This is a genomic window from Sphingomonas sp. JC676 (assembly GCF_014489075.1).
Taxonomy (GTDB): Bacteria; Pseudomonadota; Alphaproteobacteria; order Sphingomonadales; family Sphingomonadaceae; genus Sphingomonas.
The window spans coordinates 1361668-1387625 of sequence record NZ_JACTGR010000001.1 but is presented as its reverse complement, the minus strand read 5'-3'; the positions used below and the strand labels follow the sequence as shown (position 1 = coordinate 1387625).

20 protein-coding genes are annotated in these 25958 nt (G+C 66.4%); 10 read left to right on the top strand and 10 right to left on the bottom strand.

The window, feature by feature from the left end:
* Window positions 1-119: 119 nt before the first annotated feature.
* The gene (locus IAG41_RS06460) at window positions 120-635 is read right to left on the bottom strand and encodes a phosphoribosyltransferase (RefSeq protein WP_187727683.1); all 516 of its coding nucleotides are present in this window, start codon (window positions 633-635) and stop codon (window positions 120-122) included.
* Complete coding sequence (locus IAG41_RS06455; protein WP_187727682.1) at window positions 635-1648, bottom strand: adenosine deaminase; 1014 nt, start codon at window positions 1646-1648, stop codon at window positions 635-637. Before IAG41_RS06455 ends, IAG41_RS06460 begins: the two co-directional genes overlap by 1 nt.
* Window positions 1649-1720: 72 nt before the next feature.
* On the opposite strand from IAG41_RS06455, the gene IAG41_RS06450 reads away from it, so the two are divergent.
* The 4 genes from IAG41_RS06450 (at window position 1721) to IAG41_RS06435 (ending at window position 5974) form a co-directional block, all read left to right on the top strand.
* Complete coding sequence (locus IAG41_RS06450) at window positions 1721-1930, top strand: KTSC domain-containing protein (RefSeq protein WP_187727681.1); 210 nt, start codon at window positions 1721-1723, stop codon at window positions 1928-1930.
* A gap of 368 nt (window positions 1931-2298) precedes the next feature.
* Complete coding sequence (locus tag IAG41_RS06445) at window positions 2299-3042, top strand: FadR/GntR family transcriptional regulator (RefSeq protein WP_187727680.1); 744 nt, start codon at window positions 2299-2301, stop codon at window positions 3040-3042.
* A 1-nt stretch (window position 3043) separates the two neighbouring features.
* Window positions 3044-4846, top strand: coding sequence for an IlvD/Edd family dehydratase (locus tag IAG41_RS06440; RefSeq protein ID WP_187727679.1), 1803 nt, complete (start codon window positions 3044-3046; stop codon window positions 4844-4846).
* Between the two features lie 54 nt (window positions 4847-4900).
* Window positions 4901-5974 (top strand): hypothetical protein, encoded by a 1074-nt coding sequence (locus tag IAG41_RS06435; protein WP_187727678.1) that lies wholly within the window; start codon window positions 4901-4903, stop codon window positions 5972-5974.
* A gap of 65 nt (window positions 5975-6039) precedes the next feature.
* Here the strand turns inward: IAG41_RS06435 and IAG41_RS06430 are convergent, their stop codons facing one another.
* Window positions 6040-10095, bottom strand: a complete 4056-nt coding sequence (locus IAG41_RS06430; protein WP_187727677.1) for a glycosyl hydrolase — start codon at window positions 10093-10095, stop codon at window positions 6040-6042.
* Window positions 10096-10368: 273 nt separating this feature from the next.
* Here IAG41_RS06430 and IAG41_RS06425 point away from each other — a divergent pair, with 273 nt between their 5' ends.
* Both IAG41_RS06425 and IAG41_RS06420 read left to right on the top strand, forming a co-directional pair.
* Window positions 10369-11631 carry an MFS transporter gene (locus tag IAG41_RS06425; protein ID WP_187727676.1) on the top strand — a complete coding sequence of 421 codons (1263 nt, stop codon included), beginning with the start codon at window positions 10369-10371 and terminating at the stop codon, window positions 11629-11631.
* A 42-nt stretch (window positions 11632-11673) separates the two neighbouring features.
* Window positions 11674-12405, top strand: a complete 732-nt coding sequence (locus tag IAG41_RS06420; protein WP_187727675.1) for a transcriptional regulator NanR — start codon at window positions 11674-11676, stop codon at window positions 12403-12405.
* A gap of 6 nt (window positions 12406-12411) precedes the next feature.
* On the opposite strand, the gene IAG41_RS06415 is transcribed toward IAG41_RS06420, so the two are convergent.
* The 7 genes from IAG41_RS06415 to IAG41_RS06385 form a co-directional block, all read right to left on the bottom strand.
* Complete coding sequence (locus IAG41_RS06415) at window positions 12412-14205, bottom strand: hypothetical protein (RefSeq protein WP_187727674.1); 1794 nt, start codon at window positions 14203-14205, stop codon at window positions 12412-12414.
* Window positions 14192-15211, bottom strand: coding sequence for a Gfo/Idh/MocA family protein (locus IAG41_RS06410; RefSeq protein ID WP_187727673.1), 1020 nt, complete (start codon window positions 15209-15211; stop codon window positions 14192-14194). Before IAG41_RS06410 ends, IAG41_RS06415 begins: the two co-directional genes overlap by 14 nt.
* Window positions 15211-16239, bottom strand: a complete 1029-nt coding sequence (locus IAG41_RS06405) for an ABC transporter permease (protein ID WP_222950488.1) — start codon at window positions 16237-16239, stop codon at window positions 15211-15213. The genes IAG41_RS06410 and IAG41_RS06405 overlap by 1 nt, the downstream gene beginning before the upstream one ends.
* A 7-nt stretch (window positions 16240-16246) precedes the next feature.
* Window positions 16247-17767, bottom strand: a complete 1521-nt coding sequence (locus IAG41_RS06400) for a sugar ABC transporter ATP-binding protein (protein ID WP_187727672.1) — start codon at window positions 17765-17767, stop codon at window positions 16247-16249.
* Window positions 17764-18318, bottom strand: coding sequence for a DUF2291 family protein (locus IAG41_RS06395; RefSeq protein WP_187727671.1), 555 nt, complete (start codon window positions 18316-18318; stop codon window positions 17764-17766). Before IAG41_RS06395 ends, IAG41_RS06400 begins: the two co-directional genes overlap by 4 nt.
* Window positions 18315-19259 (bottom strand): D-ribose ABC transporter substrate-binding protein, encoded by a 945-nt coding sequence (locus IAG41_RS06390; RefSeq protein ID WP_222950487.1) that lies wholly within the window; start codon window positions 19257-19259, stop codon window positions 18315-18317. The genes IAG41_RS06395 and IAG41_RS06390 overlap by 4 nt, the downstream gene beginning before the upstream one ends.
* A gap of 61 nt (window positions 19260-19320) precedes the next feature.
* The gene (locus IAG41_RS06385) at window positions 19321-20148 is read right to left on the bottom strand and encodes a phosphogluconate dehydrogenase C-terminal domain-containing protein (RefSeq protein WP_187727670.1); all 828 of its coding nucleotides are present in this window, start codon (window positions 20146-20148) and stop codon (window positions 19321-19323) included.
* Between the two features lie 108 nt (window positions 20149-20256).
* Between IAG41_RS06385 and IAG41_RS06380 the strand changes: the two genes are divergently transcribed.
* From IAG41_RS06380 to IAG41_RS06365, 4 genes are all read left to right on the top strand, one after another.
* A complete protein-coding gene (locus IAG41_RS06380; protein ID WP_187727669.1) occupies window positions 20257-21750 on the top strand; it encodes an FAD-linked oxidase C-terminal domain-containing protein in 1494 nt (497 codons plus the stop codon).
* Window positions 21750-22898: an FAD-binding protein gene (locus tag IAG41_RS06375; RefSeq protein WP_187727668.1), complete on the top strand. Its 1149-nt coding sequence runs from the start codon at window positions 21750-21752 to the stop codon at window positions 22896-22898. Before IAG41_RS06380 ends, IAG41_RS06375 begins: the two co-directional genes overlap by 1 nt.
* Before the next feature lie 2 nt (window positions 22899-22900).
* Entirely contained in the window at window positions 22901-24190 is a 1290-nt protein-coding gene (gene glcF / locus IAG41_RS06370; RefSeq protein WP_187727667.1) for a glycolate oxidase subunit GlcF, read from the top strand.
* Window positions 24191-24289: 99 nt separating this feature from the next.
* Window positions 24290-25891 carry an alpha-L-fucosidase gene (locus IAG41_RS06365; protein ID WP_187727666.1) on the top strand — a complete coding sequence of 534 codons (1602 nt, stop codon included), beginning with the start codon at window positions 24290-24292 and terminating at the stop codon, window positions 25889-25891.
* Window positions 25892-25958 lie beyond the last annotated feature (67 nt).

The following is a 25958-nucleotide window of genomic DNA, read 5'->3' as shown; positions in this document are numbered from 1 at the left end:
TACTTAGAGTTCGATACTGCCTGTTGCGAGACGAACGCGCGTGCCTGGGTTTTGGGTCCGCGTTTGGACGCGATGAACTGTGGCACAATTACGATTGCCCGCGCCTGAACGAAGGGGGCTCATGCGAGCCGCTCGGGCACTGCCATGGCCTCTTCGGAAAGCGTTTCGCGCGGCGCCATCGCCTCCCAGGGGAAGACGAACCAGTCCTTCTGGGTAGCGCGATCGATCTCGCGGAAACGATAATCGACGCTCTGGCTGGAGCGGATATTGTCGAGCAACACGGCGAAGCGGATGTGCTCGGCCACGGCACCCTCCGCAGCCAGCGCGGCGCGGATCTCGCCGATCGTCTTGCCGCTGTCGTTGATATCCTCGACGAACAGCAGCCGGTCGCCCTCGCGGGTACGCTGGGCGAGCACGGCGACCAGCTCTTCGCCGAACTGCGCGATCCGCGTGGAATGGTCGATCGACACGAGCGGAAGTCCCATGCGGTGCGACAGGAACACCGCCGGGGTGAGCCCGCCGCGACCGATGCCGACCAGGAGCGATGGTTTCCATGTCCCAGACCCTTCCGCGATGGCGTGAACGCCGGCGACCATCTCTTCATGCGTGAAAGGGGTGAAGACGATCCCCGCCATCAGTTCGCCGCCACATAGGCGTCGAGCCGGGCGAGATGCGCCGCCACCGCATCGTCGGGCAGGAAGGAGCCCAGAAAGCTGTTGCGTGCCAGCGTCACCAGGTCGCGGCGATCGAGCGCGCGGCCATTGGCGGCGGCACGATAATTATCGGCGACATAACCGCCGAAATAGGCGGGATCGTCCGAGTTGATCGTGGCGCGCAGGCCTAATGCCAGCATCCGGTCGATCGGATGCGCCTCCATCGAATCGACGACGCAGAGCTTGAGGTTGGAGAGTGGACAGACGGTGAGCGTCATCCCCGATCGTGCCAGCCGGGCGACGAGCTGCGGATCCTCGAGGCTGCGGTTGCCGTGATCGAGCCGGTCGACATGAAGCAGGTCGAGCGCCTCAAGGACATATTCGGGCGGGCCCTCCTCGCCGGCATGGGCGACGCGCTTGAGCCCCATCGCGGCGGCGGCGGCGAAGACGCGCTCGAACTTGGCAGGCGGATGGCCGACTTCGGAGGAATCCAAGCCGACCGCCTCGATCCGGTCGAGCCAGGGCTGGGCCTGGCCGAGCGTCTTGAACGCGTCCTCCTCGTCGAGATGGCGTAGGAAGCACAGGATCAGCTTTGAGGTGAGGCCGTGCTTCGCCTCCGCTTCGGCCATGCCCGTGAGCAGCCCGTTGGCGGCCACGCCGAACGGGATGCCCCGATGCGTGTGCGTCTGCGGATCGAAGAAGATCTCGGCATGGACGACGCCGTCGGCGGCCGCGCGATCGAAATAGGCGAGGGCGAGGTCGCGGAAATCCTCTTCGGTGCGCAGCACGTTGGCGCCGGCATAATAGATGTCGAGGAAATCCTGGAGGTTCGAGAAGTCATAGGCCGCGCGGACTTCCTCGACCGAGGCGAAGGGAATCGCGACATTGTTGCGCCGGGCGAATTCGAACATCTGCTCGGGCTCGAGGCTGCCTTCGATGTGGAGATGGAGCTCCGCCTTGGGCAGACCGGCGATGAAGGCATCGAGTTCGCTCATTGGGTCAAGCATCGCAGGCGCGCGGGAGACGCGCAAGCGGGAGCGTGGAGCCGAATCGCGCGTTGTTCCGCCATGCCTTCGAGCGTTATCCGGGCCTTCGACTATGACGCCGGCGAGCGCGCGCTCGACGTGACGTTCGTGACCGGGCGGCATTATCGCTATCATGCGGTGCCTCCGCGCATCGTCGAGGGGATGCGCAGCGCTACGTCCAAGGGGCGCTATTTCAACGCCCGTATCCGCGACCATTTCGCATTCACGCCACTGGATGAATCCGATGATTGACGGGATGCTCGCTGCGATTCTAGGCGCCACCGCGCACGCTCGCTAATGTGTCTCCCATGTAGACGAAATGCTTCCGAAGGCGATCTTTCTGCGGGTACCGCTAACATCTAGGTGTTGCTGATCTTGTCAGCGTCTGTATAAAATATTACCAATGAGCGAATGAACGGAGAGGACAGGGGGAATGAAAGGCTCGCAAGCCCGCATCGCGGCGGCGTGCGCATGCGCGCCATTCACGGCTCCAATTGCCTTGGAGCCGGTAGATGACCGATGACGCTGTCAACGTTGCCGGATCGTCCGGGGGCGGTCCGGTTATGCGAATGTCACATTTGATGTCGCGTGCCGGAAGCGATCGATCAGGAGGGTCCACGATGGCTTCCCCAGCCAAGTTTCACAAATATACCGAAGGAACGCTGTCGAGCCACGACCAGGTAGCCCGCGCGCTGGGCATGGACATATTGGGCGGTATCTATCCGCCCGGCTCCAAGATCCCCGGCGAAAGCGAGATCCTGCACCGGTTCGGTGTTTCACGCACGGTATTGCGCGAGGTGCTCAAGACACTGACCGCGAAGGGGCTCATCGTCTCGAAGACGCGGGTGGGCACCACGGTGCTCGATTCCTCGCACTGGAATTTCTTCGACGCGGATGTCCTGTCGTGGAAGGTCGGGCAGAGCTTCGATGCGGGGTTCCGCCGCGATCTGACCGAGGTGCGCCTGGCGCTCGAGCCTGCGGCCGCGTTCGTCGCCGCCGAGCGGCGTTCGGCGGAGGACCTTGCCGAGCTTCGCCGCTGCATCGCCGAGATGCGCGCCGCGACGAGCAGCGCGCGCGAGTTCGCCGAGGCCGATCTTGACTTTCACCGCGCGGTGGGCCGCGCGTCCGGCAATGTGCTGATGCAGTCCATGTCGGCGGTTGTCGAAACCGCGCTCGTCGCTTCGTTCACGCTCAGCTCACCGGTCCGCGAAGAAGACGAGCACGAGGTCTCCGTGCGCGGGCACGAGCGGATCGTCGATGCGATCGAGGTACGGGATGGCGCCGCTGCCGCCCAGGCGATGCGCAATGTCATTGGCCATGGCGTGGAACGCCTCGCAAAGGCCGAAATCGAGGCAAAGACCTAAGATGAGTCGAGACGAAAACCCGCCCCGTACGCTGCGTTCGCGCTCTTGGTTTGATAATCCCCACAATCCGGACATGACCGCGCTCTATCTCGAGCGCTACCTCAACTACGGACTGACGCTGGAGGAGCTCCAGTCGGGCAAGCCGATCATCGGCATCGCTCAGACCGGATCGGATCTCAGCCCGTGCAACCGGCACCATATCGTGCTGGCCGAGCGTGTGCGCGAGGGCATCCGCGAGGCGGGCGGCATCGCGCTGGAATTCCCGGTGCATCCGATCCAGGAGACCGGCAAGCGCCCGACCGCGGGGCTCGACCGCAACCTCGCTTATCTGGGGCTGGTCGAACTGCTGTACGGCTATCCGCTCGACGGCGTGGTGCTGACGATCGGCTGCGACAAGACCACCCCGGCCTGCCTGATGGCGGCGGCGACGGTCGATATTCCGGCGATCGCGCTCTCGGTAGGGCCTATGCTCAATGGCTGGCACAAGGGCGAGCGCACCGGCTCCGGCACGATCGTGTGGAAGGCGCGCCAGCTGCTCGCCGCGGGCGAGATCGACTATAAGCAGTTCGTCGCACTGGTCGCCTCGTCGGCGCCGTCCACCGGCTATTGCAACACGATGGGCACGGCAACGACGATGAACTCGCTCGCCGAGGTGCTCGGCATGCAGCTTCCCGGATCGGCGGCGATCCCCGCGCCCTATCGTGAGCGCCAGCAGATCGCCTACCGCACCGGCAAGCGCGCTGTGGAGCTGGTGCTGGAAGACATTCGCCCGTCCGCCATCATGACGCGCGATGCGTTCCTCAATGCGATCGTCGTGAACTCGGCGATCGGCGGCTCGACCAACGCGCCGATCCATCTCGCCGCGATCGCGCGCCATGTCGGCGTGGAGTTGTCGCTCACCGACTGGCAGGAGCTGGGCTATGACGTGCCGCTGCTCGTCAACCTGCAGCCCGCCGGCGAATATCTGGGCGAAGACTATTTCCATGCGGGCGGCGTGCCCGCGGTGGTGGCCGAGTTGATGCGGCACGGCCTGATCCGGGAGGGTGCGCTCACCGTCAACGGCAGCACGATCGGTGACAATTGCCGCGACGCGACGATCGAACTGCCCGATGTCATCCGCACCTTCGACCAGCCGCTCAAGGCCAGGGCCGGCTTCAAGGTGATGACCGGCAATCTGTTCGACAGCGCGATCATGAAGACCAGCGTGATCTCGCCCGATTTCCGCGCGCGTTTCCTGTCCAATCCCGACGATCCCGACGCCTTCGAAGGCCGGGCGATCGTGTTCGAAGGGCCCGAGGATTATCACCGGCGGATCGACGACGAGTCGGTCGGCATCACGGGCACCGACATCCTTGTCATCCGCGGCACGGGTCCGGTCGGCTATCCCGGCGCGGCCGAGGTCGTGAACATGCGGCCGCCAAATTATCTGATCCGCCAGGGCATCCACGAGCTGCCGTGCCTGGGTGACGGCCGGCAGTCGGGCACATCGGGGTCGCCGTCGATCCTGAACGCGAGCCCTGAGGCTGCGGCGGGAGGCAACCTCGCGCTGGTCCGGACCTATGATCGGGTCCGCATCGATGTCGGCCTCGGCCGCGTCGACCTGCTGATCAGCGACGAGGAGATTGCCGAACGTCGGCGCGAGCTCGAGGCGAGGGGCGGCTTCGCCTTTCCGGCATCCCAGACGCCGTGGCAGGCGATCCAGCGCGAGACGGTGGGCCAGTTGGGCACCGGCGCGATCCTGGAGGGCTCCGAGAAGTTCCAGCGGATCGACAAGACCTTCGGGGTTCCGCGCGACAGCCACTGAAACTGGCACTGAAATCTGCACTGAAACCGGCATCAAAAATCGTGGAGAGACAGGATGATCGATCGTCGAGGCTTGCTGGGCGCGGGTGCCGCGGGTGCCGGGGCTCTGCTGATGCCGGGCGCCGCGCGCGCGATGACGGCGGCCGCGAAGGACCCGATCGCGCCGTTCCGCACGCCCTATAAATACCCGAAGCTCATCCTTGCCGGATCGGGCGTGAAAGGCAGTTTCGACGAGAAGGCGGTCGATTGCCCGTTCGTCTTTTCGGCGAACGGCAAATTCTATCCCACCCATGTCGGTTTTGACGGCACCGGCTACCAGACCGGCATTTGCGAATCCGACGACCTGCTGAACTGGCGCCGGCTGGGCGTCATCATGGCGCGCGATCCGAACGACCCGATCACCAAGTACAACATCGCCTGCGCATCGATCCTGCGCGAGAACGACCTGATGTCGCCGGCGCGGCTGGTGAAAGTGAACGGGCGCTATCTGGCGGCATGGCATGCCTATCCGAACGCCGGATACGAGAAGGGTGCCGCGGTGATCGGCCTCGCCTGGAGCGACGACTTCATCCACTGGGAGCGCGGCCCGGTGATCCTGAACGCCGAGGATGGCGCCGACTGGGAGCGCGGCGGCCTCTACAAGCCCTATCTGATCAAGGAGGGCGACACCTTCTACTTGTTCTACAACGCCAAGACGACCGACACGCCGTGGCACGAGCAGACCGGGCTGGTGACGTCGAAGGACCTCAAGACCTGGACGCGGCATCCGGCGAGCCCGCTGATCCGAAACGGCGCCGACGGCAAGCCCGACTGGCGCTTCGCGAGCGACCCCGTCGTGGTGAAGCACCACGACAAATGGGCGATGTTCTATTTCGGCCTGGCGCATGACGGCTATGCGCGCGACCTGCTCGCGATCGGCGACACGCTCACCGACTTCAAGAAGGTCGACGAAGTGCTGATAGATGTCGGCGCACCGGGCACGATCGACGAGAAATACGCCCATAAGCCGGCCGTCATCTATCACGACGGGGCGCTCTATCACTTCTACTGCGCGGTCAGCGGCAAATGGCCGAACGACACGCGCGGACTCGCGGTGGCGCGCTCGAAACCCTGGTGGGCCAACACATAGTATCTGGTCGGAAGCGAAGCCGTGCTCCTGCGAAAGCAGGAGCACGATTTAACCTGACGGCGCGGCTACGCGATCGGTACCAGTTGCGCGTGCAGCAGCCGGACCGGTCCCAGCAGACCGGATTCGAGCAGCGGCGCATCGGGGCCGAAATGCCGCCAGGTGGCGAAGGCTACGCGCTTGCTCGGCGGCTTGGGTAGGCCGTCGCGATACCAGTCGGGGATCGCTGTGATCCCTCCGGTCGAGCCGGCATTGCTGACGGTATATTCGTATTCCGCCGGGAAATGCTCGTCGCCGATCAGGCGGTTCGGCCAGAGATTGGTGACCTGGACCTCCAGCATGTTCGCCCCAGCATGCACGGCATCGGTGACGTCAATGCGGAACGGCGGCTTCCACAGCTTGCCGAGATCCTTGCCGTTCACGCGGACCGCCGCGATCACCTCGACGCGGCCGAGATCGAGATAGACCCTGCGGCCTGAACTGAGCGCGCGCGAAGGAACGTCGAAGCGCGTGCTGTAGGTGGCGGTCCCTGAGAAATGGCGGACGCCGAAATCGGCGTGCCGGTGCAGTGAGGCCGGCCGCGCGAGCGTGATCGACGTCGGGGCACCAAGATCGGGCGGGAAGGAGACCTGCCAGGGCCCCTTGAGCTCGCTGGCTGGCGCGATCCCGCGTGCATCCACGGTGCGCGAACCCAGCGCATAGCGTCCGTCGCGCCAGACGAGGAGACCGCCACCGGCAAACTCGATCGCGGGCGGGCCTTCCGGCGCAGGCGGGCCGCCGGCGGCAAGCCGGGCGATGTCCGCGCCGGCGAGCGGAGTTGGATGCAGCGTCAGCGCCGCGACATCGCCCTCGAAATAGCGAGGCCGCGTGACGCGCTGCCCGAGTGCCGCATGAACCTGGAAGGCGGATGGCCTGCCGGTTGCGGCCTGCTTGCCGTCGAGGAAGATGGTGGGGCGGCCGCCTTGATAGGTGATGGCGAGATGCGTCCAGCCCGAGATGGGAACGGGCAGCGCGAGTACCGCCGGATAGGCGCTTGCGCTCGCATATTCATAGAGGATCACGCCGTTGCGTCCCGCCGAGATTGCGAGATTGGCCTGGCCGGTCGCGTCGCCGGCGGGCGGATCGATGACGAAGCTCGCGCCGCTCAGTCCGAGCGTCGGGACGCTGCCGCCCCGCGCCAGCGCAGTGGCGCGGGCGGCTGCATGCTCGGACGTGTTGCTGTCGGACGCGATCACCGGATCGATCGGCCAGAGTTCGGTCTCGGGCTTGATCCAGGCGCTGACGGTGAAGCTGTCCCGCGCTTCGGCGATGACCGCCGGAGGATACGGCCGTGCCTGGAGCGCGACGCCGCCGGGCGCGGCGAGCGTCGGAGCCGATGCCTTGGCCGGCGCGCGGAAGACGATGAAGCACGAGCCGGCTTCTTCGAGGCGCAGCGCGACATGGGTGCGGCCGCCGGCCTGCTCGTAGACGGGCAGCGGGCTGGTTTCGCCGGTCATCGGGTCCCAGCGCTCCGGCCGGCGCCCGGTGACGCGGAAGCTGCACGCGAGGTCTTCGGGCCGGCGAAGGCCATTGGCGACGAAATAGACGTCCGCGCCATCGACGCGGCGATGGATCCAGTTGATGACCGCGTCGCTGCTGCGCGCCGATATCTCGACATCGGGGCCGAGGCCCGCCGCGGCGAGCACCTCCGCCAGCGGCACGCCCCAGAACACACGGCCCTTGCCGACGCTGCGCGAGGTGCGCGCGCGCCCGTCGAGATCGCCCCAGAGCTCGGCGGCTATTTTGCGCACCGCTTCGTCGTTCGAGGGGAAGTCCCGCAGCCCGTGGGAATGCTCGATGCGCGGGCCGACCAGCCACATGCCGGCGAGCACCAGCTCGCGTAGCCGGGCTATCACTTCGCGGCTGACGCGACGGTCCTCCGGCATCACCAGCACGCGGTAGCGGATGCCGTCGGGGAGGAGGATGTGCCCGTCCTCGATCCGCACGCGCTTCAGCAACACCTCCGCATCGCAAACGTCGTAGTCCTGTCCGGCGGGCACCGGCTGCGGCAGCTTCGGTCGCGCGCCGGAGAGCGTGGCGGCGACCGGCTCCTCGACATGGACGGGCACTTGCACCGGCGAGTTCTCGCCGGTGAAATAGAGGATGTCCGCGGCGAAATTGCCCTGGCGCAGCATATGCTGGCAGCGTGCGGCATAGCTCAGCCAGGGGCCGGCATCCTCGAACCAGGTATTGGTCCGGTCGAAATGGAAGCCCCAGGGGCCCATCGTCATGCCGGGCTTCGCGGTGGGGTGCGGCTGCTGGGCGTAGCGGTGGAAGACGAAATGGTTGAGCCCGAGCGAGTACATCTCGTCGCCCAGCGCCTTCATCGCATAGGGATGCTCCTGCCAGCGTGACTGGGCGGGGCGGCCGGTGAAGCTCTCCGCGCCGATGAACGTCTTGCCCTGCACATGCGCCACGGTCGCGGCGACCTTGACCGAATAGGCCGCGGCGCCGCCGCGCACCCAGAACTCGCCCATGAGCCGGTCGACCCGCGCACCCGCGGCGAGATCGTCGAACGGGCCGTTCCCGTAAGGCTCTGTGTATGAGACCAGGCCGTGCTTGCGGCAGAGATCGTGGAAGCGGCCGTAATAAAGATCTTCCATCAGCGTGGCATGGACGCGGCGCAGGTCCCAGAGGAAGCGTTCGGAAATCTCGGCGCTGCCGACGAAGCGACCGGTGACGGCGGGCATATAGGCGGTCAGCGCATAGCCGCGGCGCTTCTCGAACTCGCGGGGCAGGTCCGCGGTCCAGTTCTGCATGCCGGTTTCGTAGCTGTCGATGATCGCGCCGGCGAGGTCGCGCTTGCCGAGCCGTTCGAGCGAGGGAAGCACCTCGCTGAAATATTTGTTGAAATGGAAGTCGATCGCGGCGGCGCTGAACTTGTCGCATTCGAGCCCGCCGCCCGCGGCGGACGCGGAAATGTTGCGCGCGCCGGTCGCGGTATGGCCGAGGCGGAGGATCGTCCATTCGCCCGCGGGTGCCTTCCAGCGCAGATGCCCTTCGGCATCCATGAAGCGGCTGATGTCGATCACCTTCGCCGGATCGATCGTCGCCTTGGGGTCCTCGGCACCCGGAGCCTCGCCGCTGTCGGGCGTACGGCCCCAATTGGCCTTGGCGCCGATGTCCGCGATGCGCGGGTCGGAGGAAAGCGCCAGTTCGGCGATTGCCATTTTGGCGGGAAGCGACAGGCGGAAGAAGCGCGCGCTGGTCGCATCGAAGCTGGCGACGACGGGCGGTAAGGTATGGAGGCGCCAGAACGGCATCGGCACTTCGGCGACGGTGCGATAGCGGACGCCGTCGTCTGATGCTTCGAGCCGGATCATCGCCTTGAGTTGGAAATTGGTGGCGTCGTCGGCGGTCGGAAGGAAGCTGAGCGAGCGCGCGCGGAAGGGCGCGGCAAATTCGAGTACAAGCTGGGCCGGCTCGTCACCCGGCGTCACGTCAAACGACGTCGAGGGATCGCCATCCACCAGCACGCGGATATCGGCGGGCTTGCCGTCGAGCGTGGCGCGGACGATCTGGCCGCGGGCCGTGGCGCGGTCGCCGGGCAATGTCGGGAAGGCGAGGACCATCGCGTCGCGATAATGGTCCAGCCGGGCAAAGGGACGCGGCAGCGCGCGATCGATTGTCGTGCCGCCGGTGACGGTCGCTTCGCTCCACACCAATTGCTGCATCGACAGCTCGGGCGTGATCCACGGGCCGCCGCTCGACGACCAGCCCGGGCAATTGTGCATCGTGAAGGAGAGGCCGAGCCGTCCGCATTCATCGGCGGCGTGGCGCACCACCTTGACCCATTCGGGGCTGAGCGAACGAGCAGGACCGGCGGGGATGCCGCAGCCGACATCGAACATCTGCACCCCGCCGACGCCGACGCGCTCCAGCGCCTCGAGATCGCGGGTGATGCCGTCGGTGGTGACGTTGCCGTTCATCCAGTGCCACCAGGTATGCGGCTTGGCATCGGGCGGGGGAGAGCGGAAGCCGTCGAGCAGGGGGTCGTCGCCGGCGGCGAGCACGGGCGCAGGCCAGTTCAGCGCGACCGCGAAAGTGCCCGCGGCGGCGCCGGCCAGAAAGGTGCGACGTTCCATGATTGTCCCTCTCCTCGACCGGCTCGCCTTGTGCGATGCTCCAGTCAGACCTCCCGATATCCACCGGTCTCAAATACCGACGAACATCGCCAGAATATGGTATACTGGTATGATGAGCAACTCTGAACTTGTATCAGGCTGCCGCGCGCTTCCGTGCTTGCTTAATGCACTGTGTTTATATCATCATACCACTTGGCGACGATCGGTTGCCGGCACCGCGATTCGATGATCGGCGAAACGCCGACAGTGAGCGCGGCGAGGGAGAGGCGGGGCATGCGAAAGCGCCATCTGGTGGTCGCGATTCTGGCAGCGCTGTCAGTGATCACTTTCCTCGACCGGATGGTGATCGCGGTTACCGGCCCGGCGATCCAGCGCGACCTTGCGATCGACCCGGTGTCGTGGGGATGGGTACTCAGCGCCTATGCGCTGGCCTATTCGGCGTTCGAGATTCCCTCGGGCGCGCTCGGCGACAATCGCGGCTATCGCCGCGAGCTCACCCGCATCACCTTGTGGTGGTCCTTCTTCACTTTGGTCACGGCTTTCTGCCGCAATGTCTGGCAAATCGCTGGTGCCCGTTTCCTGTTCGGTGCGGGCGCGGCAGGGGCCTATCCCAATATCGCGGGCATTCTCTATCGCTGGCTGCCGGCGCGCGAGCGGGCGCGGGGGCAAGGCGTGATCTGGTCGGCGAGCCGGCTGGGCGGGGCGCTTGCGCCGCTGCTGCTGGTGCCACTGATGGAGGTGGCGGGATGGCGTACCGTGTTCGTGGTGATGGGGCTGGTCGGCTTTGTCTGGGTGATGGCGTTCAGACTGTGGTTCCGCGAGCGGCCGGCGGATATGCGCGGGATAACGCCCGAGGAACTCGCCGAGATCGGCGGACATGACGACGGTCCCCATGTGGCCACGCCGTGGCGGCAGCTGTTCGCGCTGCCGCAGCTCTGGCTGATCGCGCTCGCTTATTTCTTCTATTGCTTCGGCGTCTGGTTCTTCTTCAGCTGGTTTCCCACCTGGCTTATCAAGGCGCGTGGTTTCTCGACCGCCGAAATGGGCTTTTACGCCGCGATACCCTTCATGCTCGGCGTGGTGAGCAATCTCGTGGGCGGCGTACTGTGCGACTGGCTCGAGCAGCGGCTTGGCGTGCGCATCGGCTATCGGCTGATCGCGTCGCTATGCCTGCTAACCACCGCCGCGCTGCTCTATGCGATGACGCGCGTGCAGGCGCCCGCAGCCGTTATCGTGCTGGCGGGCGCGAGTTTCGCGGTGATGGACCTGATGCTGCCCAGCGCCTGGGCGATGTGCATGACGATCGGCGGGCGGCACGGCGGCACGGCGACGGCGGTGATGAACACCTTCGGCAATTTCGGCGGGTTCGTGTGTGCGGTTGCGTTCGGTTATATCGTCCAGGGGACTGGCAATTACGACCTGCCTGTCCAATTGGTCGCGGGAATGGTGCTGGTGGCGGCAGGGTTGTTCGCGCTTATCGATTGTACGCAGGGATTTTCCCGTCCCAAGTCCCTAGTTGTTCCGCGGCCGGTCTGACGGCTATTGATAGTCCACCATTTTTGAAAAGAAGGTTGCGCTGTGACGCTCCCAGCAAATGAAACCATCGTCAGACGCAAGCTGGCGGACGAAGTCTTCGACAGGCTGAAGGCGATGATCGTCAGCGGCGAACGCAGCCCGGGCGAGACGCTGCCATCCGAACGCGAACTGATGACGCGCTTCGGCGTCGGCCGGCCCGCGATCCGCGAGGCGATGCAGGCGCTCGCCAGTCTCGGGCTGGTCACGATCAACCATGGCGAACGCGCCCGCGTGCGCGAAATCACGGCGATGGCGGCGATCCGCCAGGTCGATGTGGTGGCGCAGCTGCTGCTTTCGACATCGCCCGAATCGCTGGAGCATCTGAAGGAAGCGCGCAGCTTCTTCGAACGCGGCATGGTCCGCCGTGCGGCCGAAGTAGCGACCGCCGAGGACGTGGCGGCGCTGCGCGCGATCCTGGAGGACCAGCGCAGCGTCGCGGGGGATGCCGGCGAGTTCGTGCGGATCGACATGAGCTTCCACAATCAGATCGCGAAGATCACCGGCAACCCGATCTACAGCGCGGTGAGCGAGATGATGCTCGGCTGGCTGCAGGAATATCACGCGCACATGCTGATCTGGCAGGGCAAGAGCGAACGCACGCTGAGCGAGCATGCCGCCGTGATCGAGCGGATCGAGGCGCACGATCCGGAGGGTGCCGAGAAATTGATGAGCGGCCATCTGGAGCGCTCGAATCATCTCTACTCGCACAACCATGAGGGCGAGGCTGCGGGCTGAGTTCGGTCAGGGGATCGCGATGCGCGTGATCTCGTAGGCGTCGAGCGAAATTTTCCCGGAATCGAGTGCGACGTCGCGCGGATCGGCGGTGATGTTGGCGAGCAGCAGGACCGTGCCTTCGGGCGCATCCACGGCTATCGCGAGTATTCGGTCCGGCGCGGAGGAGCGGCACGCGCGGCGCGGTAGGCCGGCGAGCGCGGCTAGATCACGCACCACCCCATAGACCGGACGCGGGCCGTCGCGACCCAGCACGCCGAACGGACCGGTCAGCGCGCCGGGCGTCAGCGCTTCGAGACCGGCGGCTTCGCTCGCGGCGACGTATCCCAGCATCCAGGCGGCGGCGAAGCGCCCGTCCTGGCGGGGATCGATTTCCGCCATCGCCATGCGCCGGCGATCGGGATTGTCCATCGTTCGCGATCCATAGGGATTCTGGCGCATGCCGATCGTGCTCGGGCCGAGCCGATAGGGTTTCTCGCCGATGATCGCTCGTGCCGAACGGACGATATGGGGCAGGGCCTCCAGCGTCTGCATCACGCTGAGATCGTCGGCGGCGTGGACGATCGGGCAGGTGGCGTGGGTCACGAAGTCGAGCAGTTCGATGGGTGGGCGCTTGCGGTTCAGTTCGGTGAAATAGCTGAACATGCCCCCGCCCAGCGGAATGCCGGGAAATGCGCGCCGCGCGGCGGCGTAGACCTCTTCTAGCGGCGGGCAGGCGGGCCAAGTGCTGCCCGGTGGAGTCGACTGCAGATCGGGCGCGGGGAAGACCGATATCGCGTCAAGTGCCAGTTCGGCGTCGGCGACTAGGTCCGCGACTGCGCCCAGCTCGGTGTCGAGATCGCTATTCGCGGACAGGATGCATTCAAGCGTGACACGCGCTTTGGTTTGCCATGCGATCTTCGCCAATGCCGCCATTTCGGCAGCGCCATGGCCGGCATGCGCATCGAAGGTGAGCAGCAAGTCCTGCACGCCCAGCGTTTCCAGCGCGTCGGCGCGAGCCAATGTCGCCGCCGCCTCGGCGGGTGCGACGACCAGACCGATGTGCGGCATGGTGCCGATCCGATCACCGAGCATGACCTCGATCGACGCAATCGCCTGCGCGACAGCAGGCGGCGTTCCCTCGATGCCGATCCGCACCGATTGGCGATTGGCGCCTCCTGCGGGGACGACATAGGGCCAGGGCCGCGCGAGCGGGCGTACATAGGTCTTGTACGAAGCGTCGGACCAGTTGCGCTGATCCTCCATCTCGAACACGTCCCCCTCCAGGCGGCAGGCGATGGAAAGCCCTTCCTGCCGGTGGTTGAGCGCGCAAATATCGGTGAAGGGTTGCCACGGATCGATCAGCACGGGGAATTCGGACGCGGTGACATCGCCATTGCCGTGCTCGACGGTGAGCGGCGTGCCGGCAAGCGCCGCCGGATGGAGCACGCAGAAGCCGAGCCGGTTGGTGACGAAGTCCGCTCCCGCCATGGCACCGACGGTGAAATCGAGGCTGGTGGGCGTGGCGGCGATCGTGGCCGCATAGCGCAGGGTGGCGCCGTCCGGGTCCTGTACCGAGGCCTCATAGGTGATCGACACTTCCGATGGTGCTTCGAACAGCTTGAGATTGCGGATCGACGGGGTCAGCGTGCCCCAGTCGCGATCGCGGACCAGATATTGGATGCCGCGCAGTACTTCGACGCCGGCGACGCGGATCGCGCGGATATTTCCTTCGAGCAACTCGAATGAAAGTGCGCCCGCTGCGAACCGGAGCGGCTCCGGCTCGGCCTCTCCGGTGCCGTAGAGCGCTTCAGCGCTCGACATCGACCGCGCGCCCTTCGGCGGCGCTGCGATAGGCGGCATCGACCAGCGCGAGCGTGCGCAGATTGTCGTGACCCGAAGTTGCGGGCTCGCGACCGGTTGCGAGACATTCGACCCAATGCCGCTGGATCGCCGCGACGCTCTCCTGGATGCCGTGCCACGGCTTCTCCGCCCAGGGTAGGAGCGGCGGCGCCACGTCGCGTGTCACGATGCGCTCGCGATTCTCGACGGTCAGGCGATAGCCCGCCTCCAGCCGCAGCCGTCCGCGGTCGCCGTCGACTTCGATCAATGTCTGCGGGAAGGGATCGTCGTGGATCGGCGTCGCGTAGCTGCAGTCGACGATGCTCGTCGCGTGGTCGCCATGGCCAAGCAGGATTGTCGCGACATCCTCGCCGCGGATCGCCGGATTGACGCGCTGGGTGCGGCAGAAGAGCGTCGTCGCCTCGCCCATCACGAAGCGGGCGATATCGAGCACGTGGATGCCGAGATCCTCGATGATGAAGCGCTCGCCTTCGGCGAGATAGGGCTGGGCGGCATAGACGTCGAAGCCCGAGCGGAAGGTGAGGCGAGCGAAGAAGGGCGTGCCAATCTCGCCGGCGTCGATCGCGGCACGGAGCGCGCGGATCGGGGCCTGCCAGCGGAAATTCTCGTGGACCATCATCGCCACGCCGGCAGCGTCGCAGGTGGCGACCATCGAGCGGGCGTCGGCGAAGGTAGCGGCGAGCGGTTTCTGGCAGATGACCGGTACGCGGTGCCGCGCGGCGAGCTCGACCAGGGCGCGGTGGCTGGGCGGGGTCGTGGCGATGTCGACGAAATCGAGGCGCTCGGTGGTCAGCATCGCGGCCGCATCGGTGTAGCGTGCGGCGATGTCGAACTGGTCGCCGGTGGCGGCCAGCCGGGCGGGATCGGTGTCGCAGATCGCGGCGATCTCGACCCCGTCGATATCGTGCCACGCGTGGAGCTGGTTGGCGGCGAAGAAGCCGCAGCCGATAAGGCCGCCGCGCAGCATCAGGCCGTGGCCGCCGCGCGCCGGATCGCGACGCGGTGCTGGAGCCGCGCCTGCGCGCCGTCGAGCAGCACTGCGGCGATGATCACCAGCCCTTTGATCACCATCTGCCAGAAGGCGCTGACGCCCATCATCACCATGCCGTCGCCCAGCACGCCGATCACCGCGGCGCCGACCAGGGTGCCGAGGATCGTGCCGCGCCCACCGCTCATGGAGGCACCGCCGAGAACCGCCGCGGCGATCGCGTTGAGCTCGAAGGTTTCGCCGGTCGCGGGGTGCGCGGCCTGGAGTTCGGAGGCGATGATCAGGCCGACCACCGCGGCGCAGAAGCCCGAGACCATATAGGTCACGATCAGCACGCGTCCGACGCGGATGCCGGAGAGCGCGGCGGCGACGGCGTTGCCGCCGACGGCATAGATTTGGCGTCCGAGCGGGGTGCGCATCGTCACATAAGCGGCGAGCGCGGCGATTACCGCGAGGATCCACACCGAGACCGGGAGCCCGATCAGATAGCCGCCACCGATCACGGGGAAACCAGACGTGCCGTAATAGGTGTCGCCGACCAGATCAGGGAAGGTCCGCCCGCCCGACGAAAGCAAGGCCGCGCCGCGCACGACATAGAGGGTGCCGAGCGTCGCGATGAACGGCGCGACCTTCAAGCGCGCGACCAACAGCCCGTTGATCAGCCCGATCACGACGCCGAGCGCGAGCACGATCAGGATGATCTCGAGCAGGTTGAAGCGCACCAGCATGTCGCTGCCGACAGGCACGCCGTTCAGCATCAGGAAGCCCGCGACCATGCCGGTCAAGCCCGCGACCGAGCCGACCGACAGGTCGATCCCGCCCGCGACGATCACATAAGTGAGGCCGATCGCCAGGATCGCGTTCAGCGCGACATGCTTGAGCATCAGCACCATGTTGGCACTGCTCAGGAAATTGGGTGCCGCGACGGAGAATACGGCAAGCACGACGACCAGTGCGATCACCGTCCTCAGCCGCATCAGCAAGAGCAGCGTATCGCCTCCCATCATGCCCCCTTCATGCCGCCTCGGCCCGCGGGTTCGCGGCGGCGGTGATACTGTCATGGTCCGCGTCAGCGCACGGCAGGTCCAGCGCGATGACGCCTTCGCGCATCACCAGCACGCGATCGGCGAGCGCGGTCAGTTCGTCGAGTTCGGACGTTGCGAAGAGCACGCCCAGGCCTTCGTCGGCGAGGCGGCGGATCAGGCGGTATTGCTCGGCCTTGGCGCCGACATCGACCCCGCGTGTCGGCTCGTCGAGCAGCAGGATCTTGGGACGGGTGAGCAGCGCCTTGCCGATCACGACCTTTTGCTGGTTGCCGCCCGAAAGCGTGGTGACGGGCGTGTCCGGCCCCGCCGTCTTGATCGCGAGATCGCTGGTCGACGTGGCGACCGCCGAAGCTTCGCGTGCCGGATCAAGGTGAAACAGGCGCGTGAATCGGCGCAGGCTCGCCAGGGTCAGGTTGCGCGCGACCGAGAAGGTGCCAACAAAGCCGGCATGGCGGCGATCTTCAGGCACGAGCGCGACACCTGCCGCCACCCGGCCGCATATGTCGTACCGGCTGATATCGGCGCCGGCGACCATGACGCGCCCCACGGCGTCGCGGCGGCAGCCCATGATCGATTCGAGCAATTCGGTCCGACCGGCGCCCAAGAGGCCGTAGATGCCGACGATCTCGCCGGTACGTACCGACAGCGAGACGTGATCGACGAGGAAGCCACCGCGTTCGCGCGGCAATACGAGATCGGTGACGCGCAGCACTTCGCCGCCGAGCTCGCCGCGGGCGCATTCGGCGCGGGCAGGGGCGTCGCGCCCGATCATCTGGCGGACGATCCATGGCACGTCGACATCGCGCATTTCGGCGGTCGCGACGAGGCGGCCGTCGCGCAGGACGGTGACATGGTCGCCGACCCGCTTCAGCTCTTCCAGCCGGTGCGAGATATAGACGATGGCGACGCCGCGCTCCTTGAGCTCGGCGAGCACGCCGAACAATGTCTCCGCCTCGGTGGTGCTGAGCGCGGAGGTCGGTTCGTCGAGGATCAGCACGCGCGCATCCTGGGCGAGGGCGCGGGCGATCTCGACGATCTGCTGCTGGCCGATAGTGAGCGAAGAGACCAGCGCACGCGGGTCGAGGGGATGGCGCAGCCGCGCCAGCACTTCCCGCGCGCGCGCAATCTCGGAGCCCTGATCGATGTCGATGCCCATCCGGCAGCGCTCGCGGCCGATGAAGATGTTCTCGGCGATGCTGAGATTGGCGAACAGGCTCAGTTCCTGGAACACCATGCACACACCCTGACGCGCGGCGGCGGCGGGATTGGCGAACGCCACTTCCGCACCGTCCAGCACCAGGCGGCCGGCGCTCGGCTGTTCGACCCCAGCGATGATCTTCATCAGCGTCGACTTGCCTGCGCCATTCTCGCCGATCAGCACGTTGACTGCGCCGGCGTGGATCTCGAAATCGACCGCGTCGAGCGCTTGAACCCCGGGATAGAGCTTCGATACGCGCTCCGCGCGCATCCGGGGGGCGGGAGCGTTCATGGCGCCGTCCGGATCTGCGCGGGGGTGACGAAGGCCTGGCCATCGCCGCCCGGGACATAGGCGCCGATCACCTCGACGGCGCTGCCCCGGCCGAGCTTGGCTGCGGCGTTGCGGACCTGGCCGACGACGCGGTCGTTGATGGCGCGGGCGTAGCGCGCATATTCGATCTGGCTGTCGAAATCGTTGAAGATGCGTGTGCCGAGCGCGTCGCGCAGCGCGGTGCCACGGACGACGGGACCGAGCTGGACGATCGCATCCGCGCTACCGTCACCATTGGTGTCGATCGAGAGCAAGCGCGCGCGTTCGCCATCGGACACCGCGACCACGCGGCCGGTAAGCCTGACGGCAATCGCCGCGTCGCCCGCCCGTCCGGGCTGGAAGGCGGCCGCCTTGCCGGCAAGCGCGGCGGGAAGCGTGCGTGCGGCCTCGGAAGCCATGCCGTCGATATCGGCGACCTGCGCGCCGGCTGCGTGGCGGGCGGCCTGCTCGCGCGTTTCGAACCGGCAGCCGGCGAGCAGCGCCAGCACGACGATCAAAGCGGCTCTTTTCATGCGCGCATATCGAAATTGCTGAGCTTCGCGGCGTTGCTCGGCACGATCAGGACGCAGTCGACCAACTGCTTCTCGGGCTGGCCGGTGCTACCGGTGCGCAGATAGGCGTCTGCCTGGTCCACCGCCATGCGCGCCTGGCGCGAGCAAGGCTGGAGCACCGTGGCGCGAATGCCGCCGGAGAGGATCGACTGCTTCACGTCGTCGCTGCCGTCGAAGCCGACGACGATCACGTCGGTGCGCCCCGCCGCCTTGAGCGCTGCCCAGGCGCCCATCGCCATGGTGTCATTGCCGCAGATGACGCCCTTGATCTGGGGATTGGCCTGCAGCATCGATTCCATCTTCGCATAGGCTTCGGTCTGGCTCCAGTTCGCCGATTGCCGCGCGACCGATTTGAGATCGGGATATTGATCGAGGATCGCGTGGAAACCCTCGGAACGGATCGTCGCATTGGTATCCGCCTCGCGGCCGACCAGTTCGGCATAGGGGCCCTTTTCGGCCATCGCTGCGACAAAGGCTTCGGCGCCGATCTGCGCGCCCTGATAATTGTTCGAGACGATCTGCGAGATGGCGACGCCGCGCACGTTCAGTTCGCGGTCGATCAGGAAGGAAGGAACGCCGGCCGCCTTGGCGCGGCGCACCGCGGCGACGGTGGCGGCGGCGCCGGCATTGTCGAGGATGATGGCCTTGGCGCCGCGCGCGATCGCGGTGTCGATCATCTCGGATTGCTTGCTGGCATCATCGTCATGGACGAGCATCAGCGGTTCATAGCCAAGCGCTTTGGCGCGATCACGCGACGCCTCCGCCTGGGCGCGGAAAAAGGGATTGTCATAGGGCGGCATGATGATCGCGATGATGCCGCGCCCGACGCCCGCTCGCGACGAGCAGCCCGCGACGAGAGTCGCTGCTCCAAGCATGCCCAGGACCGTGCGCCGTTCGATCACCTGTCTCTCCCTTCAGCCTCGCCCCTCTTTTGACGGGAGCGTCGACCCGATGAAAACCCCTTCAGGTTATCCGCTGAATGCTAGCGGCAAGCTCGTCGCGGTCGAAGACATTCTTCCAATCGTCGCGCATGAGCTGGGGTTTGCCGAAGGTGATCGCCTTGTTGCAAGCGTCCGAGAAGACCCCCGGAATATGCTGGAAAATCACGGCGCCCAGGATGTTCATGTGGCCGAGCAGGAAATCGCGCGCCGCTTCCTGCGGAACGCCACGGGCGACGACTTCGTCCATCGCCTCGCGCATGACGTCGAGCAACGAAGCAACCACGGTTTCCGAAAGGCCGGGCTCGAGCAGCGCCATCTGATCAACGGTCACGCGGTGCGAGCGCAGGATCGGTGCCCAGATCGCCCGTGCGATCGCCTCACCGATTTCGTAATGCTCGTCCGGGCCCTGCATCAATGCACTGACGATACTCTGGCGTGCGTGCAGCCCGCCGAAGCGATCGTCGCGCGCTGCGGGATCGGTCTCGTCGTTGAAGATCGGCGGGTGGCAGGGATGGGTGACGAAATAGGTCAGGTCGGGGCGGTCCGGCAGGTGCCCCGCGAACGGCGCCGCCGCGTCGAGCGCCATGATCATCGCGCCACTCTTCAGCGACGGTGAAAGCGCATGGGCGACCTTGCCGACGATCGTATCGGGCACCGCGAGGATGACGACATCGACATTGTCGAGCGCCGCATCCTGATCGACGCACTCGATGCCGAGTTCGTCCCTCAGCCGCGCACGGCCGGCATCGCTCAGCTCGACGTGCCGGACGTCATATTCGCTCGACTTCAAATTGCGGGACAGGCGTGCGCCCATCTTTCCGCCGGCGCCGAATAGCGCAACCGAGACCATGCAACCTCTCCGTGAACTACGTCTTGGCGGATATGGTATGCTGGTATAATGAGTAGTGCAAGAGAGGATCGCTTTGCCGAGCAAGGCGGGCCCGATTAGGGGAGCCGGATGACGCTGAAGATGCCCCAGGCGGACGCGAACACGCTCGCGCGGCGCGATTTTATCGTCGCCGCGCTGCGCCGAATCGTACCCGGCGAAGGCGTGATCGACAATCCGGACGGGCTGCGGCCGTTCGAGAGCGACGGGTTGACCGCCTATCGCCAAGTGCCGCTCGTGGTGGTGCTGCCGGACACGGTCGAGCAGGTCTCGCAGGTGTTGGCCTGGTGCCATGCCGAGCGCGTCAAGGTGGTGCCGCGCGGTTCGGGTACGTCGCTGTCGGGCGGCGCGTTGCCGTTGGAAGATGGCGTGCTGCTCGGCCTGTCCAAGTTCAACCGGGTGCTGGACGTGGATTACGAGGATCGCCTGGCCGTAGTGCAGCCTGGTGTCACCAATCTCGCGATCACGCGGGCGGTCGAGGACCGCGGATTCTATTATGCGCCGGACCCGTCGAGCCAGATCGCCTGCTCGATTGGCGGCAATGTCGCGGAGAATTCGGGCGGGGTGCATTGTCTGAAATATGGCCTCACCACCAACAATGTGCTCGGCGTCGAGTTGGTGATGATGGACGGCGAGATCGTCCGGCTGGGTGGGCGCCATCTCGATCCCGCGGGGCTCGATCTGCTCGGCGTGATCGTCGGTTCGGAGGGATTGTTGGGCGTGGTCACCGAAGTGACGGTGCGGATCCTGCCCAAGCCCCAGGCAGCGCGTGCGCTGCTGATCGGATTTCCGAGCGTCGAGGGCGCCGGCCAGTGCGTCGCCGACGTGATCGCGGCGGGCATCATTCCGGCGGGCATGGAGATGATGGACCGGCTCGCGATCCATGCCGCCGAGGCCTTTGTCGAGGTCGGCTATCCGCTGGATGTCGAGGCGCTGCTGATCGTGGAGCTCGACGGGGTCGGGGCGGAGTGCGACCATCTGATCGACGAAGTGACCGCCATCGCCCGCGCCAATGGCTCGACGACGCTGCGCGCCTCGCAGGACGAGGCCGAGCGCGTCGCCTTCTGGGCAGGGCGCAAGGCGGCGTTCCCGGCAGTGGGCCGGATTTCGCCCGATTATTACTGCATGGACGGCACCATCCCGCGCCGCCGGCTGCCCGAAGTGCTCGAGCGGATGGCCGAACTGTCGGAGCAATACGGCCTGGGAGTCGCCAACGTCTTCCACGCCGGCGACGGCAATCTCCATCCGCTGATCCTCTACGACGCGAACCAGCCCGGACAGCTCGAGCGCGCCGAGGCGTTCGGCAGCGACATATTGCGGCTGTGCGTCGAGGTGGGCGGGGTGCTGACTGGCGAACACGGCGTGGGCGTCGAGAAGCGCGACCTGATGCCTGTGATGTTCAGCGAGGCGGACCTGAACCAGCAGCAGCGGCTCAAATGCGCGTTCGATCCGCAATCCTTGCTCAACCCCGGCAAAGTCTTCCCGACGCTGCACCGCTGCGCCGAGCTTGGCCGGATGCACATTCACCGGGGCGAACTGCCCCATCCGGAGCTGCCGCGATTCTGATGCGTCCGCTTAGTGAAGACGATGTCCGCGACGCCGTCGCCGATGCCATAAGGGCAGGGGTGACGCTCGATATCCGGGGCGGCGGTAGCAAGGCCACGATCGGCGCGCCGCGTCCCGAGGCTCGGTCGCTCGATCTGTACGGGCTGGCCGGGGTGATCGACTATGATCCCGCAGAACTGGTGCTGACCGTGCGGCCGGGCACGCCGCTCGCCGAAGTCGAGCAGCTGGTCGCCGAACGCGGACAGATGCTGGCGTTCGATCCGTTCGATCATGGCCCGATCCGGGGCGGCGCGGTCGGCGCGGCGACGATTGGCGGCGTGGTTGCCGCCGGCGTTTCGGGATCGCTGCGGCTTTCGGGCGGCGGCGCGCGCGACCATCTGCTCGGGCTGCGCGCGGTTTCGGGCCGGGGGGAAATCTTCGTCGCGGGCGCCAAGGTGGTGAAGAACGTCACCGGCTATGACCTGCCCAAGCTCGCCGCGGGAAGCTGGGGGCGGCTGTTCGCGATGACCGAATTGACGCTGAAGGTGCTTCCGCGTGCGCCCATCGCGTCGACGCGCGCGGTCGAGGGGCTCGATCCGGCGGTGGCGGTTCGCGTGATGGCGGCGGCGATGGGTTCGCATGCCGAAGTGGGCGCGGCAGCCCATTTGCCCGCCGGGAGCGGCGGCGAGAAATCGCTGACGGCGCTGCGCCTGCTCGGATTCGGGCCGTCGGTCGCGGCGCGCGCGGCGATGGTCGAGCGCCTGCTCGGGGAGCATGGCATGGTAGTGGCGCTCGACGGCGAGGCTGACGCCGCGTGGTGGGCAGGGCTGCGCACGCTCGATCCGCTGGGGCGGGATGCCATGCTTTGGCGCGTCAACGTTCCGCCGAGTGGCGGACCATCGGTCGTTGCCGCGCTCGAGCCGCTCGGCGCGCGCTGGCTGTTCGACTGGGCGGGCGGGCTGGTCTGGATTGTTTTTGACGGCGACGCCCAAGCGGTGCGCGATGCGGCGGCGAAGGCTGGCGGGCACGCAGTCCTGGTCCGCGCGCCCGCGGAGATTCGAGCCGCGGTGCCGGCGTTCCATCCGCTGGCGGCCGGTGTCGTGGCACTGGAGGAGCGGGTGCGCCGCGCTTTCGATCCGGCCGGCGTGTTCGAGACGGGACGGTTCTAGAAATGCAGACGGCTTTTTCCCCCGCGCAGTTGGCCGATCCCGCGATGGCGGCCTCCGAGGCGGTGATCCGCAAATGCGTGCATTGCGGCTTCTGCACCGCGACCTGCCCGACTTATGTGCTGCTTGGCGACGAGCTCGATAGTCCGCGCGGGCGCATCTATCTGATGAAGGACATGCTCGAGAATGAGCGAGAGCCGAGCGCGGAAGTCGTCAAGCATATCGACCGCTGCCTGTCGTGCCTGTCCTGCATGACGACCTGCCCGTCGGGCGTGAACTATATGCACCTGGTCGATCACGCGCGTGCCTATATCGAGGAGCGCTATCGCCGGCCGTGGACTGAGCGCTTCTTCCGCGCCCTGCTGGCGCAGGTGCTGCCCTATCCCGGGCGCTTCCGCCTCGCGCTAGCGCTGGCACGACTCGCGCGGCCGGCCACGCCTTTGGTCGAGCGCTTTCCGGCGCTGAAGCCGATGGCGGCGATGCTCGCGATGGCACCGAAAAATGCTGCGCCCAAGCCTTCCAAGGCCGCATCGCCGGCGCAGCAATCGCGGGGGAGGGTGGCGCTGATGCAGGGCTGCGCCGAACCCGTATTGCGGCCCGAGATCCGTGCAGCCACCGTCCGTCTGCTCAACCGCGCCGGCTACGACGTGGTGTTCGCGCCGGGCGAGGGTTGTTGCGGCGCGCTGGTCCATCACATGGGCAAGGAAGCCGCGAGCCTGGCGGCCGCGCGACAGAATGTCGATGCCTGGGCGGCGCTGGCGGACAATGGCGGGCTCGACGCGATCGTGATCACGACCTCGGGCTGCGGCACGACGATCAAGGATTACGGCTTCATGCTGCGCGAGGACCCCGCTTATGCGGAGAAGGCGGCGCGGGTCTCGGCGCTGGCCAAGGATGTGAGCGAATTGCTCATCGACGCCGATCTCCCGGTGGGAGATGGGCGCGGACTGACAGTAGCCTATCACGCCGCCTGCTCGCTGCAGCACGGCCAGAAGGTGACCGAGGCACCGAAGCGGCTGCTCGCGGGCGCGGGCTACATCGTGCGCACCCCCCTCGAGGCACATCTCTGCTGCGGTTCGGCCGGCACCTACAACATCCTCCAGCCGGAGATCGCGGGGCAGCTGGGCGACCGCAAAATGGCCAATCTCGCACGCCTCAAGGCCGACGTCATCGCGACCGGCAATATCGGCTGCGCGATGCAGATCGGCCAGCGCGCCGAAATTCCGGTGGTTCACACCGTCGAGCTGCTCGACTGGGCCACGGGCGGTCCGAAGCCGACAGCGCTGGACAAATAGTATGATAATAGGATTTTTCTTGATGGCGGTGCGCGACCGTGGCTTAATGTGAGTTGAGCGCCGCAATCGGCGGAACAACAAAACCATCGGGGAGGTACGATGACTATCGTCGGTTCGATTAAGCGCATTGCGGCCGTTTCGGCATCGATGCTTGCCCTTGCGGTCGCCGTTCCGGCGACGGCGCAGGTGCCGGGCTATGCGGCCAAGGTCGACAAGAAGCTGGGCGAGGTTCAGGCCGGCATCGCCAAGGGGCCGTTCAAGGCCAATTGGGATTCGCTGCGCGCCTATCGCACCCCCGAATGGTTCCGCGACGCCAAGTTCGGCATTTTCATCCACTGGGGCGTCTATTCGGTCCCGGCCTTCGCGAACGAATGGTATTCGCGCAACATGTATGTGCCGGGCAACGCCGCCTTCGAGCACCAGGTGAAGACCTACGGGCCGCAGTCGAAGTTCGGCTACAAGGATTTCATCCCGCAATTCAAGGCGGAGAAGTTCGACGCCAACCAGTGGATCGCGCTCTTCCAGGAAGCCGGCGCCAAATATGTCGTTCCCGTCGCCGAGCATTGCGACGGCTTCGCTATGTACGCCTCGGACTTCACCACCTGGGACGCCGCCGACATGGGGCCGAAGCGCGACACGACCGGCGAGATCGCCAAGGCGGCGCGCGCGCACGGCATGCATTTCGGGCTGTCGTCGCACCGCGCCGAGCATTGGTGGTGGTATTATATGGGCCGCACCTTCGATTCCGACGTCAACAATCCGGCGAATGACGGGCTGTACGGCCCGGCGGCGCCGATGGGGCTGCCCGCCGATCCGCCCGAGACCTGGCCCGACGGCGGCCAGCTCCAGACCTGGATGCCGCCGAGCAAGGCGTTCCTGAAGGACTGGATGGCGCGCACGTCCGAGTTGATCGACAAGTACCAGCCCGAGCTGATCTATTTCGACTGGTGGACCGCCGCACCCGAGTTCGAGCCGCTGATGCGCGACACCGCGGCCTATTATTACAACCGCTCGGCGGCCCGGAATGCGCCCGGCATCATTGCCTATAAGGGTTCGCAGTTCGCCGAAGGCAGCGCGATGTTCGACATGGAGCGCGGCAAGACCGACGCGCTCAAGCTGACGCCGTGGCAATCGGACACGTCGGTGAGTGTCCATAGCTGGGGCTATGCGCAGAACGACACCTATCGCAGCGCCAAGTCGCTGACTGCCGATTTGATCGATATCGTCAGCAAGAACGGCAATCTGCTGCTCAATGTCGGGCCCAAGTCCGACGGGACGATCCCCGACGAGATCCAGACGGTGTTGCGCGGCATGGGCGCGTGGCTGAAGGTCAATGGCGAGGCGATCTACGGCACGCGGCCGTTCAAATATTTCGGCGAGGGGCCGACCAAGTCGGGCCAGGTGCGCGTCGGCGGACAGGTCGAGGAGTCGGCGGTGAAGGGCTACACGCCCGCCGACCTCCGCTTCACGACCAAGGGCGATACGGTCTATGTCCTTGGCCTCGAGCGCCCGAAGGACGGCGCGGTGCTGGTCAAGACGCTCTACGCAGGCACGCCGTATCTGACGGCGCCGATCAAGAGCATCGAACTGCTCGATGGCGGCAAGATCAGCTGGGAACAGACCCCCAAGGGGCTGAAGGTCACCCTGCCGGCGGTAGGCGACGGGGCGATGCCCTACGCGCTCCGCATCCGGGTGCGCTGAACGACAAAGAAACGGCGCCGGCCGCCGCGGTACGCCGCGCCGGCGATGACCGCGATAATCGAGAGGA

Excerpts from the sequence above, each read along its gene's own strand:
- IAG41_RS06425 (WP_187727676.1), top strand. The coding sequence starts at position 10,369 with ATGCGAAAGCGCCATCTGGTGGTCGCGATTCTGGCAGCGCTGTCAGTG.
- IAG41_RS06435 (WP_187727678.1), top strand. The coding sequence starts at position 4,901 with ATGATCGATCGTCGAGGCTTGCTGGGCGCGGGTGCCGCGGGTGCCGGG.
- IAG41_RS06385 (WP_187727670.1), bottom strand. The coding sequence starts at position 20,148 with ATGGTCTCGGTTGCGCTATTCGGCGCCGGCGGAAAGATGGGCGCACGC.
- IAG41_RS06410 (WP_187727673.1), bottom strand. The coding sequence starts at position 15,211 with ATGCTGCGCGGCGGCCTTATCGGCTGCGGCTTCTTCGCCGCCAACCAG.
- IAG41_RS06450 (WP_187727681.1), top strand. The coding sequence starts at position 1,721 with ATGCCTTCGAGCGTTATCCGGGCCTTCGACTATGACGCCGGCGAGCGC.
- IAG41_RS06440 (WP_187727679.1), top strand. The coding sequence starts at position 3,044 with ATGAGTCGAGACGAAAACCCGCCCCGTACGCTGCGTTCGCGCTCTTGG.
- IAG41_RS06460 (WP_187727683.1), bottom strand. The coding sequence starts at position 635 with ATGGCGGGGATCGTCTTCACCCCTTTCACGCATGAAGAGATGGTCGCC.
- IAG41_RS06395 (WP_187727671.1), bottom strand. The coding sequence starts at position 18,318 with ATGAAAAGAGCCGCTTTGATCGTCGTGCTGGCGCTGCTCGCCGGCTGC.
- IAG41_RS06455 (WP_187727682.1), bottom strand. The coding sequence starts at position 1,648 with ATGAGCGAACTCGATGCCTTCATCGCCGGTCTGCCCAAGGCGGAGCTC.
- IAG41_RS06400 (WP_187727672.1), bottom strand. The coding sequence starts at position 17,767 with ATGAACGCTCCCGCCCCCCGGATGCGCGCGGAGCGCGTATCGAAGCTC.
- IAG41_RS06430 (WP_187727677.1), bottom strand. The coding sequence starts at position 10,095 with ATGGAACGTCGCACCTTTCTGGCCGGCGCCGCCGCGGGCACTTTCGCG.
- IAG41_RS06380 (WP_187727669.1), top strand. The coding sequence starts at position 20,257 with ATGACGCTGAAGATGCCCCAGGCGGACGCGAACACGCTCGCGCGGCGC.
- IAG41_RS06415 (WP_187727674.1), bottom strand. The coding sequence starts at position 14,205 with ATGTCGAGCGCTGAAGCGCTCTACGGCACCGGAGAGGCCGAGCCGGAG.
- IAG41_RS06445 (WP_187727680.1), top strand. The coding sequence starts at position 2,299 with ATGGCTTCCCCAGCCAAGTTTCACAAATATACCGAAGGAACGCTGTCG.
- IAG41_RS06365 (WP_187727666.1), top strand. The coding sequence starts at position 24,290 with ATGACTATCGTCGGTTCGATTAAGCGCATTGCGGCCGTTTCGGCATCG.
- IAG41_RS06375 (WP_187727668.1), top strand. The coding sequence starts at position 21,750 with ATGCGTCCGCTTAGTGAAGACGATGTCCGCGACGCCGTCGCCGATGCC.
- IAG41_RS06405 (WP_222950488.1), bottom strand. The coding sequence starts at position 16,239 with ATGATGGGAGGCGATACGCTGCTCTTGCTGATGCGGCTGAGGACGGTG.
- glcF (WP_187727667.1), top strand. The coding sequence starts at position 22,901 with ATGCAGACGGCTTTTTCCCCCGCGCAGTTGGCCGATCCCGCGATGGCG.